The sequence below is a fragment of the Microbacterium sp. 10M-3C3 genome, from assembly GCF_003931875.1.
Classification (GTDB): Bacteria; Actinomycetota; Actinomycetes; order Actinomycetales; family Microbacteriaceae; genus Microbacterium.
Window position 1 is genome coordinate 1,284,242 of sequence record NZ_CP034245.1, and the last position, 14,560, is coordinate 1,298,801.

The 14,560-nt window shown below is 73.2% G+C and carries 11 protein-coding genes; 7 read left to right on the forward strand and 4 right to left on the reverse strand.

What is annotated here, in order from left to right; translation table 11 throughout:
- Positions 1–16 precede the first annotated feature (16 nt).
- Positions 17–1,237, forward strand: a complete 1,221-nt coding sequence (gene mmsB, locus EI169_RS06120) for a multiple monosaccharide ABC transporter permease (protein ID WP_125131543.1) — start codon at positions 17–19, stop codon at positions 1,235–1,237.
- 57 nt (positions 1,238–1,294) lie between these two features.
- On the opposite strand, the gene EI169_RS06125 is transcribed toward mmsB, so the two are convergent.
- Together EI169_RS06125 and EI169_RS06130 are read right to left on the reverse strand one after the other, a co-directional pair.
- Positions 1,295–2,236 carry an NADP-dependent oxidoreductase gene (locus tag EI169_RS06125; protein WP_125131544.1) on the reverse strand — a complete coding sequence of 314 codons (942 nt, stop codon included), beginning with the start codon at positions 2,234–2,236 and terminating at the stop codon, positions 1,295–1,297.
- Positions 2,233–2,886, reverse strand: coding sequence for a TetR/AcrR family transcriptional regulator (locus tag EI169_RS06130; RefSeq protein WP_125131545.1), 654 nt, complete (start codon positions 2,884–2,886; stop codon positions 2,233–2,235). The genes EI169_RS06125 and EI169_RS06130 overlap by 4 nt, the downstream gene beginning before the upstream one ends.
- A 136-nt stretch (positions 2,887–3,022) precedes the next feature.
- Between EI169_RS06130 and EI169_RS06135 the strand changes: the two genes are divergently transcribed.
- The 3 genes from EI169_RS06135 to EI169_RS06145 are packed head-to-tail and all read left to right on the forward strand — an operon-like array spanning position 3,023 to position 4,709.
- Positions 3,023–3,616 (forward strand): DUF6230 family protein, encoded by a 594-nt coding sequence (locus EI169_RS06135; protein WP_125131546.1) that lies wholly within the window; start codon positions 3,023–3,025, stop codon positions 3,614–3,616.
- Positions 3,616–3,984, forward strand: coding sequence for a DUF6114 domain-containing protein (locus tag EI169_RS06140; RefSeq protein ID WP_125131547.1), 369 nt, complete (start codon positions 3,616–3,618; stop codon positions 3,982–3,984). The genes EI169_RS06135 and EI169_RS06140 overlap by 1 nt, the downstream gene beginning before the upstream one ends.
- A complete protein-coding gene (locus tag EI169_RS06145; protein ID WP_125131548.1) occupies positions 3,981–4,709 on the forward strand; it encodes a hypothetical protein in 729 nt (242 codons plus the stop codon). Before EI169_RS06140 ends, EI169_RS06145 begins: the two co-directional genes overlap by 4 nt.
- 123 nt (positions 4,710–4,832) lie before the next feature.
- Here the strand turns inward: EI169_RS06145 and hrpA are convergent, their stop codons facing one another.
- Positions 4,833–8,840 (reverse strand): ATP-dependent RNA helicase HrpA, encoded by a 4,008-nt coding sequence (gene hrpA / locus EI169_RS06150; protein ID WP_125131549.1) that lies wholly within the window; start codon positions 8,838–8,840, stop codon positions 4,833–4,835.
- 67 nt (positions 8,841–8,907) lie between these two features.
- Here hrpA and EI169_RS06155 point away from each other — a divergent pair, with 67 nt between their 5' ends.
- The 3 genes from EI169_RS06155 (at position 8,908) to EI169_RS06165 (ending at position 12,888) form a co-directional block, all read left to right on the forward strand.
- Positions 8,908–10,143 (forward strand): M23 family metallopeptidase, encoded by a 1,236-nt coding sequence (locus EI169_RS06155; protein WP_205783883.1) that lies wholly within the window; start codon positions 8,908–8,910, stop codon positions 10,141–10,143.
- A 65-nt stretch (positions 10,144–10,208) separates the two neighbouring features.
- A complete protein-coding gene (locus tag EI169_RS06160; RefSeq protein WP_125131550.1) occupies positions 10,209–11,042 on the forward strand; it encodes an aldo/keto reductase in 834 nt (277 codons plus the stop codon).
- Between the two features lies 1 nt (position 11,043).
- Positions 11,044–12,888: a DUF255 domain-containing protein gene (locus EI169_RS06165; RefSeq protein WP_125131551.1), complete on the forward strand. Its 1,845-nt coding sequence runs from the start codon at positions 11,044–11,046 to the stop codon at positions 12,886–12,888.
- A gap of 81 nt (positions 12,889–12,969) precedes the next feature.
- On the opposite strand, the gene EI169_RS06170 is transcribed toward EI169_RS06165, so the two are convergent.
- Positions 12,970–14,553 (reverse strand): phospholipid carrier-dependent glycosyltransferase, encoded by a 1,584-nt coding sequence (locus EI169_RS06170; protein ID WP_240640687.1) that lies wholly within the window; start codon positions 14,551–14,553, stop codon positions 12,970–12,972.
- Positions 14,554–14,560 lie beyond the last annotated feature (7 nt).

Genomic DNA, 14,560 nt, shown 5'->3' on the forward strand with positions numbered 1-14,560 from the left:
TTCGGGAGACACACCAATGACGAACACCACCGAAGCCGTCGGCGCGAAGGTCAACCCGCCGGAGAACAAGTTCACGAACTGGTTCACGCACGTGCTGTCCGACCTCGGCCGCAACGGCATCTTCATCGCCCTCATCGCCGTCGTGGCGCTGTTCGCGATCCTCACCAACGGCATCCTGCTGCGCCCGCAGAACATCTCCAACCTCGTCGTGCAGAACGGGTACATCCTCGTTCTCGCGATCGGCATGGTGATGGTCATCATCGCCGGCCACATCGACCTCTCGGTCGGCTCCGTCGCCGCCTTCGTCGGCGCCCTGTCGGGCGTCTTCGCGGTGAAGATGGGCATGCCGTGGTGGCTCGCGATCCTGCTCTCCCTCCTCATCGGCGCCGCCGTCGGTGCGTGGCAGGGCTTCTGGATCGCCTTCGTGGGCATCCCGGCGTTCATCGTGACGCTCGCGGGCATGCTCATCTTCCGAGGGCTCGCGCTCGTCGTGCTCGGCAACGCGAACATCGGCTCGTTCCCCACCGAGTACCGCGCCCTGGGCAACGGATTCCTCTCCGGGGTGTTCGGCGAGAGCGACCTCGACGTCTTCACGCTCGTGATCGGCGCCGTCGCGATCGTCGCGCTCTTCGTGCAGTCGTTCCGCACGCGCGCCGGCCGGCGCAAGTACGGCCAGGACGTCGAGCCGATCGTGTGGGTCATCGCGAAGCTCGTGCTCGTGTCGGCGGCCATCGCGTTCTTCACCTATTCGCTCGCGGCGTACAAGGGCATCCCGGTGACCCTCATCGTGCTCGCGGTGCTCGTGCTCGTGTACGGCATCGTCATGAACCGCACGGTGTTCGGCCGTCACATCTACGCGATCGGCGGCAACCGCCACGCCGCGGAGCTGTCGGGCATCAAGACCCGCCGCGTGGACTTCTGGCTGTTCGTGAACATGGGCTTCCTGGCGGCCCTCGCCGGCCTCATCTTCACGGCGCGCCTGAACCTCGCCGGCCCCAAGGCCGGTGACGGCTTCGAGCTCGAGGCGATCTCGGCCGCGTTCATCGGCGGTGCCGCGGTGCAGGGCGGTGTCGGCACGATCGGCGGCGCGATCATCGGTGGTCTCATCATCGGTGTCCTGAACAACGGCATGTCGATCCTCGGCATCGGCATCGAGTGGCAGCAGGCCGTCAAGGGTCTCGTGCTGCTGCTGGCCGTCGCCTTCGACGTCTACAACAAGCGGCGCTCGGGCAACTGATCCCGTACGCACGACGCCCCCGTCCGGACTCCGGGCGGGGGCGTCGTCGTGCGCGGGTCAGGGGAGGAGGATGACCTTCCCATCCACACCGCTCTCCACGAGCCGGTGCGCTTCGGCGGCCTCCGCGAGCGGCAGGGACGGGCCGACCTCGACCGAGAACGCGCCGGCAGCCAGCAGCGGCAGCGCGACGGCGATCCCCTCACGGCGCCATGCCAGCTCCTGCAGAGTCAACGGATGCGGACTGCCGCCGCCGAACGCGCGGATTCCGACGCCGTCCGCGTCGGCGCCGCGCACGATCGTGGCGATGCGCGCACGGTCGGGCACGAGCTCGATCGACGTGCGGAGCGCCTCGTCGGTGCCGGCTGCGTCCAGCGCGACGTCGACGCCGCCGGGCGCGAGCGTGCGGACGCGTTCGGCGAGGCCGACGCCGTAGCGGACGGTCTCCGCCCCGAGCGCCTGGAGGTCGCCCGCCCGACGGTCGGAGCACGTGGCGATGACCCGCGCGCCCCACAGCACGGCGAACTGCACGGCGGCGCGGCCGACGGCACCTGAGCCGCCGTGCAGGAGCAGCGTGTCGCCCGGGCCGACAGCAAGCGAGCGCAGCGACTGATACGCCGTGCTCGTGGGCACGCCGACGGCTGCCGCGTCGACGGCGGACACCGCGGGCGGCCGCACGAACACGGTCGCGGCATCGGTCGTCACCTCCTCCGCGTACGTGCCCAGGGCGCCGCTGACGGCGACCGGCATGCCCGGGCGCCAGCCCGCCGCATCCGGGCCCACCGCGACCACGACACCCGCGCCGTCCGACCCGACCCGGCGATGGCCGTCGATCGGCGGCGACGGCCGCCGTCCGCCGCGCAGTTTGGCATCGATCGGGTTCACGCCCGCCGCCTCCAGCCGCACCCGAACCTGCCCCGGGCCGGGCTCGCCGGGGTCGATGTCGGCGATCTCGAGCACGTCGGGTCCGCCCAACTCTCGATAGACGACGGCTCTGCTCATCGTTCCTCCTCGGGGTCGAAAAGGGCGCACTCGGCGCCCGGCTGGGTGCGCTCGGTGACCGCGTGCAGGCACGTCACGAGCAGCGCGACGATCTCGTCGGTGGGGAGGTCGGATGCAAGCGCCGCGTCGACGAGCGTCTGCTCGACGAAGGCGACCCACGCCCGCACGACGATCCGCAGCGCGGGGGATGGGACGACCCCCGCTTCGGCGAAGAGCGTCAGGACGCGCGCCGTCTGGGCCACGCGCGCGTCCTCGACGAGCGCGCGGGTGCGGGCGTCGCCGCTGGCCGGGCCCCGGACGAGCGAGAAGAAGATGCCGCGATGGGCGCGGACGAACTCGACGGTGCGCACGAGCGTGTCGGACAGGCGCGCGGCGGCCGGCAGCGCGTCATCCGGTGCCGTGGCCGACAGCATGCTGCGGGTCGCCGCCTCGAGCACCGCGAGGTGGAAGCCGGAGCGCGAGCCGAAGTAATGGGAGAAGAGCGCGCGCGACACCCCCGCGCGTGCGGAGAACTCCTCGAACGTCAGATCGTCGAGCTCGTGGTCGGCGAGCGCGGCGACACCGAGGGCGACCAGCTGCGCCCGGCGGTCGTCGGGGCTCAGTCGTGTCCGCCGGTCGCGCCGGTGCCCGGCCGTGGGGGATGCGGACATGCCCCGACCCTACCCGGACGGCCGGATGAGAGTGTTGTCATCTCGTCAACAGCGTATTGACGCGCTGTCAACACCCGATCTAGCCTCGCCGAGGACGCGGCACCGGACGCCGCCGCTTCGGCATCGAGGAGGATCCATGAAGCTCACCCGACTGACCCGCACCCGGTGGGGCCGGGTAGCCCTCACCGCCGTGCCCGCCGGCGTGGTCGCCGCGGTGCTGGCCACGAGCGTCGCCCAGGGCGCCGTGCCCGTGTCGTTCGCGGTGTCGGGCGGGCAGTTCAAGATCTCCGCCTCCCACCTCGAGGGCACCGGCTTCTCGCAGTACGGTGGCGTCACGCAGGACACGTCCGGGGCGTCGCATCCGGTCGCGGTCTCGAACATCGCCTCGGCCTCTCTCACCGACCTCTGCCAGTCGGTCGTGACGCAGACCCCGCTCGGCCCAGTCGGCGTGAAGATCACCGCGGGCGGCGACGGCGCACCCGCCACGGCGACCGACCTGCAGATCGGGCTCACCGACCTGCAGGGTGACGCGTCCTTCGGCAACATCCGCATCGGGGTCGACGCGTCGACGGTCGCGACCGCGGAGAAGGGGTCGGCCGGCGACTTCGCGCAGGACTCCGACACGATCTCGATCGACGGGCTCAAGCAGACGGCGTGGAGCACCCAGGCGGGCGTGTTCACGCTGACGGGCCTGCACCTGCAGCTCACCGACGGCGAGGAGTGCTACTGATGCGCCGCGCCCTGGCGTGGCTGCGCGCCCGGCCCTCGATCGGCAGCGCCCTGATCCTCGCCGGCGCCTGCGTGCTGTTCTTCTCCGGACGGCTCGAGGTCGGCGGCATGGCCGTCCAGCTCGGGATGCCGGGGCTGCAGAGCACGATCCTGCCCGCCATCATCGCCCTCTCGGGCGTGCTCGCGGCGGTGCATCCCGCCCAGCACGTGTTCTACGGGCTGGTCGCGCTCGCCGGCTCGCTCTACTCGCTCGTTGCAGTGAACCTCGGGGGATACGTCGTCGGCATGCTTCTCGGATGCATCGGCGGCGTCGTCGTGGTGTCGTGGCTGCCGCGCCGGGCCGGAGTCGAGGCGCCGGAGGCGGCGTGAGAGCCCGGGCGCGCGCGATCGCTGCGGCGGGCGCCGCCGTCGTCGCCGCGTCGCTGCTGACGGCGACGCCCGCGAGCGCCGCCGAGGGCGACGGCTGCTTCCTGGGCTCGGTGGGGCAGTGGCTGCATCTTCCGGGATGCGGCGAGTCGGGCGGCCCGGTGCCCTCTCCGACGCCGTCCGGCTCGTCGTCCGGGCTCCCCGCGATCCCCGTCGTGCCGGGACTGCCCGTCGACCCCGCGGCTCCTGTCCCGGCGCCGTCGGCGACGCCCACCGCGCCGCCGGCCGCGACGCGCGACGACGGTGCGCCGGTGTTCACCGCCGACCCGCCGGTGCTCTCAGGGTCGGCGATCGGGCTCGAGGGGCTCCGCGACATCCGCATCGTGGAGGTCGCGCACGCCGACGGCTCGACCGCCCGCGTGCTGCGCATCAGCGCCGACCGGGTCGTGGTGGAGGGCTTCCACCTGGACGTGCCGTCGGGCGAGGGCGGCCTGGCCAACGACGACGAGCGGATGATCGCGAGCGGCAACGTCGTCGTGTACGCCGACTCGCTCACCGGCATCCTCGCGACCGGGGCCGAGGTCGTCGTCGACACGCTCTCGGAGCCGCCGTCGGTGGAGTCGCTGCGCGAGCTCACGCGCATCCATCTGCCGCTGGTCGGCATGACCGCCGACTCGGTCGTGCACGTCGGCTCGCACCAGCGCATCCACGAGGGCGCCAAGCCCTGATCCGCCGGCCGCCGCATCCGCCGCGCTGAGCGGGCGAATCGGCCGAATGCAGCACGATCCGGCCGCATTCGTCCTGATCTCGACCGATTCGCCCGCAGCGGGCGCGCGGGTCGCGCACGGGGGTCAGCCGCGAAGGGTCTTGGCGATGCGCTGAAGCGACACCGGCTCGGCGGTGCCGCGCTGCTGGGCGAACAGGCTCACGCGCAGCTCCTCGAGGAGCCAGCGCGCGTGGACGAGACCTGCGGGCGCGTCCGCGGCGGGCGGGATCGTGCCGCCGGCCTCCGCATACAGCACCGCCGCGCGCTCGTACTCGGTCATGCGCTGACGATCGCGGCCTGGATTGTCGGGCAGCTGCTGCACGCGATCGAGCGCGGCGCCGAGGTAGCGGGGCACGTGCGCGAGGCGCTGCAGCCCGATCGCGGTCACGAACCCGGGGAAGACGAGGCCCGACAGCTGCGCGCGCACATCGCCGAGCGCGCCCAGGAGCGCCATCGAGGTGTGCGCCTTGAGCTCGCGCTCGACCTCGCGCGCGGCGGTGAGCACCCGCGCGGCGAGGCCGACGGCGGCGAACGTGTCGTCGACGATCGCGGCCGACAGGGCGTCGCGCGCGCGGTCGAAGGCTGCGCGCGTGCGGATGCCCTCCGGCGCCTCGCGCGCCACGACATCGGCGGCGACCGCCCGGCGGGCGTCTTCGATGAGCGCCTTGGCGTTCGGGTAGGGTGACGCGGCCAAGGCCAGCTTCTCGGCCGACGTGAGGTGCTCGAGCACGTACGACGCGGGCGAGGGCACGGCGAGGAGGAGGAGCCGCAGCACGCCCGCCCGCGTCGCGCGCGCGGCGTCCTCCGGCGTCGCCTCGACCCGCAGGGACACGGATGCGCCGTCGTCGACGATCGCCGGATAGCCGCGCACCACTCCGCCCGCGACGCGCGTGTCCACCACGTCGGGCAGGTCGTCGAAGGTCCACGCCGTCAGCCCCGCGCGCGCCGTGAATCCGGGCGCGCCGGCGGCGGGGGACGCGGCCGCCACGGCGGCGGCGCCCCGGTCGATCGTGGCCGCGACGCTCGACCGCGCGCGATCGGCCAGCCGTGCCTGCAGGGCGGCGAGGTCGCGGTCGGAGCCGACGGCCCGACCCCGGGCGTCGACCGCGCGGAAGGTCGGCCGCAGGTGCGCGGGCACGCGATCGAGGTCGAAGTCGGCGGCCGACACCGGCTGGTTGGCCACACGCTGCACCAGAGCGGCGAGCGCAGCGGTCAGCGGTGCATCCGGGAGCCCCCCGGTGTCTTCGGGGCCGCGGCCGGCGAGGTCGGCGGCGAAGCGCTCCGCCCAGTCGGCGGCGGGCACGACGTTGCGCCGAATGGTCTTCGGCAGGGCGCGCAGGAGGGACGTGACGAGCTCGTCGCGCAGGCCCGGCACCTGCCAGTCGAAGCCGTCGGGGCGCAGCTGCGCGAGCAGGGCGAGCGGCACGACGACGCTGACGCCGTCGTCGGGGGCGCCGGGCTCGAACCGGTACGCGAGCGACAGCGTCTGGTCGCCCTGCGTCCACCGTGAGGGGAAGCCGCGGTCGTCGCGCCCGCCGGTCTCGCCGGTGAGGTCGGCCTCGGTGAGGTCGAGCAGGTGCGGCGTGCGGGCGGATGCGTCGCGCCACCACCGCTCGAACGAGCGCACGTCGAACACGTCGGCCGGGATGCGCGCGTCGTAGAACGCGAACACGGCTTCGTCGCCGACGAGGATGTCGCGGCGGCGCTCGCGCTCCTCGATCTTCTCGAGGCGCCGCCGCTGCTCGGTATTGCGCCGCACGAAGGCGGTGAGGCGCTTGTCGAGGTGATCGGCGTTCCATTCGCCCTCGACGAGGGCGTGCCGCACGAACATCTCGCGGGCCAGCGGCCGGTCGTAGCGGGCGAGCTGCACGCGCCGGCGCGCGACGATCTCGACACCGAACAGCGTGACCTTCTCGTACGCCGATGCCGCGCCGGCGGACTTCGACCAGTGCGGCTCGCTGAGCGAGCGGCGCGCCAGGTCGCCGGCGAGGCCTTCCGCCCACGCCGGGTCGATCGCCGCGACGGTGCGCGCGAACAGCCGCGAGGTCTCGACGAGCTCGGCGGCCATCACCGCCTGCGGCCGGCGCTTGCGCACCCCCGAGCCCGGGAAGATCGCGAAGCGGGCGCCGCGCGCGCCGACGTACTCGCCCTTCGCCGGGCGGGCGTCGCCCGCGCCACGGCGGTCCTTCGGCGGGTTCGCCGTGCGCGGGTCGAGGATGCCGATCTGCGACAGCAGCCCCGCGAGGATCGCGCGGTGGATCGCGTCGCCGCGGGCGTGCCCGCCCTCGCCGGACGCCGCATCCGCCCCGTGTCCCGCTTCCCGCGGGGCGCGTCCCACTCCCTGCGGCTTCGACCCGTCCGCAGCCGCAGGATCCGGGACACGCTCGCCCTGGCGTGAGCGGCGGGCGCCGCGCTCCCCGGAGCCGACGAGCGAGCGCAGCTGCCGGTGGACGTCGACCCATTCCCGCACGCGCACGTAGTTGAGGAACTCCTCGCGGCACAGGCGCCGGAACGCGCTCGATCCGAGCTCGTCCCGCTTCTCCCGCAGGTGCTCCCACAGGTTCAGCAGCGTGAGGAAGTCGCTCGTGGGATCGACGAAGCGCGCGTGCGCGCGGTCGGCCGCCTCGCGCCGCTCCTCGGGGCGCTCGCGCACGTCCTGGATCGACAGCCCCGCGACGATGGCGAGCACGTCGGCGAGCACCCCGGTCTCGCGCGCCTCCAGGAGCATGCGCGCGAAGCGCGGGTCGATCGGCAGGCGCGCGATCTCGCGGCCGACGTCGGTGAGGCGCGCGCCCCGGTCGGCGCCCGCGCCGGTGCGCACCGCGCCGAGCTCGACGAGGAGGTCGAACGCGGCCTTCACGCCGCGCGAGTCGGGCGGGGTCAGGAACGGGAACGCCGCGATGTCGCCGAAGCCGAGGGCGAGCATCTGCAGGATCACGGAGGCCAGCGACGTGCGGAGGATCTCCGGCTCGGTGTACTCCGGCCGGCGCGCGAAGTCGTCCTCGGAGTAGAGCCGGATGGCGACGCCCGGGGCCGTGCGCCCGGCGCGGCCCGATCGCTGCTGCGCGGATGCCTGCGACACCGCCTCGATCGGCAGCCGCTGGATCTTCGAGCGCGCGCTGTAGCGCGAGATGCGCGCGGTGCCGGTGTCGACGACATAGCGGATGCCGGGGACGGTGAGGCTCGTCTCGGCGACGTTCGTGGCGAGGATGACGCGCCGGCGCACGCCCGCGACGCGCGACGGCTCGAACACGCGATGCTGCTCGGCCGCCGACAGCCGCCCGTACAGCGGCAGCACCTCGGTCGGTGCCGCGTCCTTCGCGTACGCGCCGCGCACCGCGTCCGCCGCATCCCGGATCTCCGCTTCGCCGGGCAGGAAGACGAGCACGTCGCCGCGCGGCTCGCGGTCGAGCTCGCGCAGCGCGGCGACGATGCCGCCGACCTCGTCGGCGTCCTCGGCGGCCGCCGCGGGGGCGTCGTCGGCCACGAGCGGGCGGTAGCGCACCTCGACCGGATACGTGCGCCCCGACACCTCGATGACGGGCGCGGGGGTGCCGGATGCGTCGGCGAAGTGCTTCGCGAAGCTCTCCGGGTCGATCGTGGCCGAGGTCACGACCACCGTGAGGTCGGGGCGCTTCGGCAGGATGCGGCGGAGGTAGCCGAGCAGGAAGTCGATGTTGAGCGAGCGCTCGTGCGCCTCGTCGATGATGATCGCGTCGTAGCGGCGCAGCATCCGGTCGCGGTGGATCTCGTTGAGGAGGATGCCGTCGGTGACGAGGGCGAGGCGCGTGTCGTCGGAGACGTTGTCGGTGAAGCGCACCTTGTAGCCGACGGTGGTGCCGAGCGGGACCTCGAGCTCCTCGGCCACGCGCTCCGCGATCGTGCGCGCGGCGATACGTCGCGGCTGCGTGTGCGCGATGCGCGTGCGGCCGAGCTCGAGGAGGATCTTCGGCAGCTGCGTCGTCTTGCCCGAGCCCGTCGCGCCCGCGACGATGACGACCTGGTTCGCCTCGATGGCGCGCGCTATCTCGTCCCGCGCCGCGCTGACGGGCAGCTCGGGCGGGTAGGCGATCACGGGTTCGGGCGAGGACACAGCCTTCCATCGTATCCGGCCCGCCCGGCGTCACGCCCGGATCTCTTGCCGTGGCGGCACATGCACGTTGATACTGACCTCGCGCAAACCCCGCAGTGCGCTCGTCGCACTCCTGCTGCTTCCGGTGCTCGCGGCGTGCACGGCCGGGCCGCCGGCACCGGAACGCTCGTCGTCTGCATCCCCGAGCGCGCCGGATGCGGCGGGCGCTGCGACGGAGGACTTCACGCCCGTCGTGGGACGTGTCCTGTCCATCCCGGAGGCGTACCCCGCGACCGACGGCAGCGTGCACATCGCCTACGAGCTGCTGCTGTCCAACGTGCTGAGCCAGCAGATCACGCTGGACGCCGTGACCGTCGTCGCCGACGGCGCCACGCTGTCGCAGCTGTCCGGCGATGACCTGACGTCGTGGATGAAGGTCTACGGCGCCGATGGGGCGACGCGCGCGATGGGACCGGGTCAGCAGGCGCTCGTGTGGCTGGACGTCACCGTGCCGAGCATCGCGGAGGTGCCTTCGACGCTCTCCCATGAGATCGCCATATCGCCCGAGCGGGCCATCCCACCGGTGGTGCAGACGCAGATGACGGAAGTCGTCGCGAGCACCGAGGTCGACGCGTCCGGGCCCGTCGTCATCGGCGCCGCGGTATCCGGGGAGAACTGGCTCGACGGCAACAGCTGCTGCGCCGTGACCCCGCACCGCGCCGCGGTGAATCCGATCAACGGCGGCCTGCACGTGCCCGAACGCTATGCGATCGACTTCGTGCAGCTCGATGACAGCGGGCGCGTGTTCGACGGGCCGGTGGACGACATCTCCAGCTATGCGTACGAGGGAGCGGACATCCTCGCGGTCGGCGACGGGCCTGTCGTGTGGATGGTGTGGGATCTGCCCGAGCAGAAGCCCGGCGCCAACCCGACCGGTCTCACCGTGCAGCAGTATGGCGGGAATCACATCGTGCAGGACCTCGGCAACGGCGTCTACGCGTTCTACGCGCACCTGCAGCCGGGCAACCCCGAGGGCCTGGAAGTCGGGCAGCGGCTCACCAAGGGGCAGACCATCGCCACGTTGGGCAACTCCGGCAACACCGATGCGCCACACCTGCACTTCCACCTCATGGACTCGCCGCTGCCGCTCGCGTCGAACGGCGTGGCCTTCGCGTTCGAGCGCTTCCAGCTCCAGGGCACCGTCCCGGCGGAGGGCGTCTTCGCCTGCGCGGCCGACGGCACCCCGTGTGCCCTGAGCGATCAGGGGGCCGGTGAGCGCTCGGCGGTCGGACCGCTGTGGGGGGATGTCCTGCGTTTCGAGTGACGTCGTCGCTGTTGCGGTCGTCAAGCCCCCGCGCGCCTCGCGGCCGCCGCTCCTACGCTGGAGCCATGAGCATTCCTTCTGTCACCCTCAACGACGGACGCTCCATCCCCCAGCTCGGCTACGGCGTCTTCCTCGTCCCGCCGGAGGACACCGAGCGCGCCGTGAGCGAGGCGCTCGAGGTCGGCTACCGCCACATCGACACCGCCGCGATCTACCGCAACGAGGAGGGCGTGGGCGCGGCCATCGCGAAGTCGGGCATCCCGCGCGACGAGCTGTTCATCACCACGAAGCTCTGGAACGACCGGCAGGGCGGCGACGAGCCCGACAAGGCCATCGACGAGAGCCTCGGCAAGCTCGGGCTCGACCACGTCGACCTGTACCTCATCCACTGGCCGGCCCCCCAGCGCGGCACGTACGTGCACGCGTGGGAGAAGCTCGTCGACATCCGCGACGCCGGCAAGGCGCGCTCGATCGGCGTGTCGAATTTCCTCGTGTCGCACCTCGAGGAGGCGATCGCGGCGACCGGCGTCACCCCGGCGATCAACCAGATCGAGCTGCATCCGGCCTACCAGCGCCGCGACATCACCGACTGGGCGCAGGCCCACGACGTGCACATCGAGGCGTGGGGCCCGCTCGGACAGGGCAAGTACGACCTGTTCGGGCTCCCGGCTGTCGCCGACGCCGCGAAGGCGCACGACGTCTCGCCCGCCCAGGCGGTGCTGCGCTGGCACCTCCAGAAGGGCTTCATCGTCTTCCCGAAGTCGGTGCGCCGCGAGCGTCTGGAGGAGAACTTCGACCTATTCGGCTTCGAGCTCACGGCGGACGAGGTCGCGGCGATCGACGCCCTCGACCAGGGCGCCGAGGGTCGTGTCGGCGCCACTGTCGACGAGGTGAACTGACCTGAACCGCCTCGCGAACGCCTCCAGCCCCTACCTGCGCGCCCACGCGGGCAACCCCGTCGCGTGGTTCCCGTGGGGGCCGGAGGCGTTCGCCGAGGCACGGCGGCGCGACGTGCCCGTGCTCGTGTCGATCGGGTACGCCACGTGCCACTGGTGCCACGTCATGGCGCGGGAGTCGTTCGACGACGACGCCACCGCCGCGCTCATCAACGACGGTTTCGTCGCGGTGAAGGTCGACCGCGAAGAGCATCCCGACGTGGATGCGGCGTACCTCGACGCCGCGTCGGCGTTCACGCCGCACCTCGGATGGCCGCTCACGGCGTTCGCGACGCCCGAAGGTCGGGTGTTCTACGCCGGCACGTACTGGCCGCGCGACGCGCGCCCGCCCCTGGCGGCGTTCCGTGACGTGCTCGCCGCCGTCCGTGAGGCGTGGACGCAGCGCCGCGAGGAGGTGGAGCGCACCGGCGACGCGCTGCGCGACGCGCTCGCCGCCGCCGCGCCGTCGCCCGGCGATCTGCCGGACACCGCCGCGCTCGCCGAGGCGGTGCGCGCGATCGTCGCCGCCGAGGACGGCGAGCACGGCGGGTTCGCCGCGGCCACGTCGCTCGAGTCGCCGAAGTTCCCGAACGTGCCCGTGCTGCGCCTGCTCCTGGCCGACGGGCTCCGCGACGCGGTGCCGGATGCTGCGCCCGTGGCCGCGCGCGCGATCGCGGCGATGGCGGCCTCCGAGCTCCACGACCCGGTCGACGGCGGCTTCTTCCGCTACGCGACGCGCCGCGACTGGACCGTGCCGCACTACGAGCGCATGCTCACCGACAACGCGGGGCTCGTCGAGGCGGCCCTGGACGCGGACGACGCGGCGACCGCCGCCGACGCCGCGCGGTTCCTTGTCGACGTGCTGCAGCAGCCGTCGGGCGGGTTCGCCGCCGCGCAGGACTCGGAGTCGATCATCGACGGCGAGCGCAGCGAGGGCGGCTACTACGCGCGGGCCGCCGACGAGCGTGCCGAGCTGGATCCGCCCGCGATCGACGGCAAGGTCGTCACGGGCTGGAACGGTCACGCGATCGCCGCCCTCGCCCGTGCCGGCGCGGTCCTCGGCGACGCGCGCTTCGTCGAGGCGGCGCGGTGGGCGGCCGACGCGGTGCTCGAGACCAACGTCGACGCCGACGGAGGGCTGCGGCGCGCGTCGCTCGACGAGATCGTCTCGCGGGCGCCGGCGACCCTCGAGGACTACGGCGGGCTCGCCCGCGGCCTGCTCGTGCTCGCGCTCGTGACGGGCGAGCCGGTGTACGCCGTGCGCGGCCGGGCGCTCCTGGACGCGTGCCTCGGCGCCGACGACGCGGTCGTCGTGCCCGGTGGCGGGGACGCCGTGCTCACGGCGCAGGGCATGGCCGCCGCGGGCACGCCGAGCGACGGCGCGACGCCCTCGGGGCCCTCGGCGTTCGCGGCCGCGGCGCTCCTCGCGTGGCAGCTCGGCGCGGGGGAGCGGTACCGCGCCGCGGCCGCGTCGGTCGTGCACGCGGGCGCGGAGGCGGCGAGGAACGCGCCGCTCGCCCACGGCGCCCTTCTGCATGTCGCGCTGGGCCTCTCGACCCCGCCGCACCAGCTCGTCGTGGTGGGCGACGCCCAGGCGCCGGTCGCCGAGCGCGCGCGCCGCCTCCGCGCCGACGTCACGGCCGTCGTGACCGCCGCCGAGGCCGCGGCCTTCGCGTCGGCGGGCTTCACGCTGTTCGAGGCGAAGACGACGCGCGACGGCGCCACCACGGCGTACGACTGCCGGGGGTTCGTGTGCCGCCTCCCCGTCACCGACCCGGACGCGCTGAGCGACGACCCGCCGGCGCGATAACCGCCTGCGCCGACGAACGCCGCGAGGCGCGGTCTCTCGACGCGGGCGGCATCTACGGCCGCGGCGCCGGGGGCGGGTGCGTCAGACCCACGTGGGCAGCCAGTTGTGCAGCCGCCAGAACTCGTACGGCACGGGCAGCGCCGTCCACACCGGGTACCAGAACGCCGACATCAGCGCCACGACCACGAGGAACACGATCACAACGGCCCGGCCGGTGCGGCGACGACCGGCGTCGGATGCGGCGCCGCCCGCGATCTCGCGCAGCGCGAAGGCGAGCGCCAGCACGAGGAATGGCAGGATCGCGATCGTGTAGAACTGGAAGATCGTGCGCTCGGGGTACAGCAGCCACGGCACGTACGTCGCCGCCGTACCGGTCAGCACGAGCGCGGCCCGCCCGCTCCGGCGCCGGATCGCCCACACGACGAGGAAAACGATCGCCGCGACGCCCGCCCACCACAGCAGCGGATTGGGGATGCTCGAGATGGCCTGCGTGCACCCTGCGGGCAGGCTGCATCCGTTCACGCCCGCCGCGTCCTGCTGCCAGTACATCGAGGTGGGGCGGATGAGGAACGGCCACTGCCACGCGGGACTCTGATAGCCGTGCGGCGTGCTGAGGCCCACGTGGAAGCGGTACATCGCCTCGTGATACGCCCACAGGTTCTGCAGCGGCAGCGGCACCCACGCCCACACGCCGGTCGCGGGCGAGGCGTCGACGGTGTGACGGCTGTAGCCGCCGTCGGTCGCGAGCCATCCGGTCCACGACGCGAGGTAGACCACCGCAGCCACGGGGACCAGCTGCAGGAACGACGCCGGGCCCTGCCGGAGGACGGCGTCGGCCGGCCAGACGCGGACGCCCGCGGCGCGGCGGTCCAGCGCGTCGGTCACGACCACGTACAGCCCGATCGCCGCGAGCACGTAGAGCCCTGACCACTTCACGGCGGTCGCCGCGCCCGCCGCCGCGCCCGCGGCGACGAGCCAGGGCCGGGCCCACAGGACGGGACCGAAGCGCGGCGGCGCGTCGTGCGCGAGCACGAGCTCGGCGAGCCGCCCCGGTCGGCCCCGCCGGTCGAGGGCGACGAACAGGAACGCCAGCACGATGAAGAACGTGAGGATGCCGTCCAGCAGCGCGATGCGGCTGAGCACGATCGCCAGGCCGTCGATCGCGAAGAGGAACGCCGCGACGCCCGCCCACAGCCGCGACCCGAGCAGGAGCCGCGCCAGGTGGTACAGGACGAGCACCGTCGCCGTGCCGAACGCGGCCACCGCCACGCGCCAGCCGAACGACGAGTCGGCGCCGAAGAGCGCCATTCCCGCACCGATGAAGATACGCCCGAGAGGCGGATGCACGACGAAGCTGCCGACGGTCTGGAAGATGTCGGTGTCGCCGGCGACGAAGCTCGCATCCGCGCCGTCCGGCCACGTCGCCGGGTAGCCGAGGTTCCACTGGCTCCACGCATCCTTCACGTAATACGTCTCGTCGAAGACGATCGCGTGCGGAGTGCCCAGGCCGATGAAGCGGACGAGACCCGCGAACAGCGTCAGGAGCGTCGGAACGACCCACGCGTACAGGCGCTGCCGGCGCGGATCGCCCGTCACCCGCGCCCGCCAGCGGTCCACCCACGCATCGCGCACGAGAAGAGTGTTCTCCGCTGCCGACGCCGTCACGGCTCCA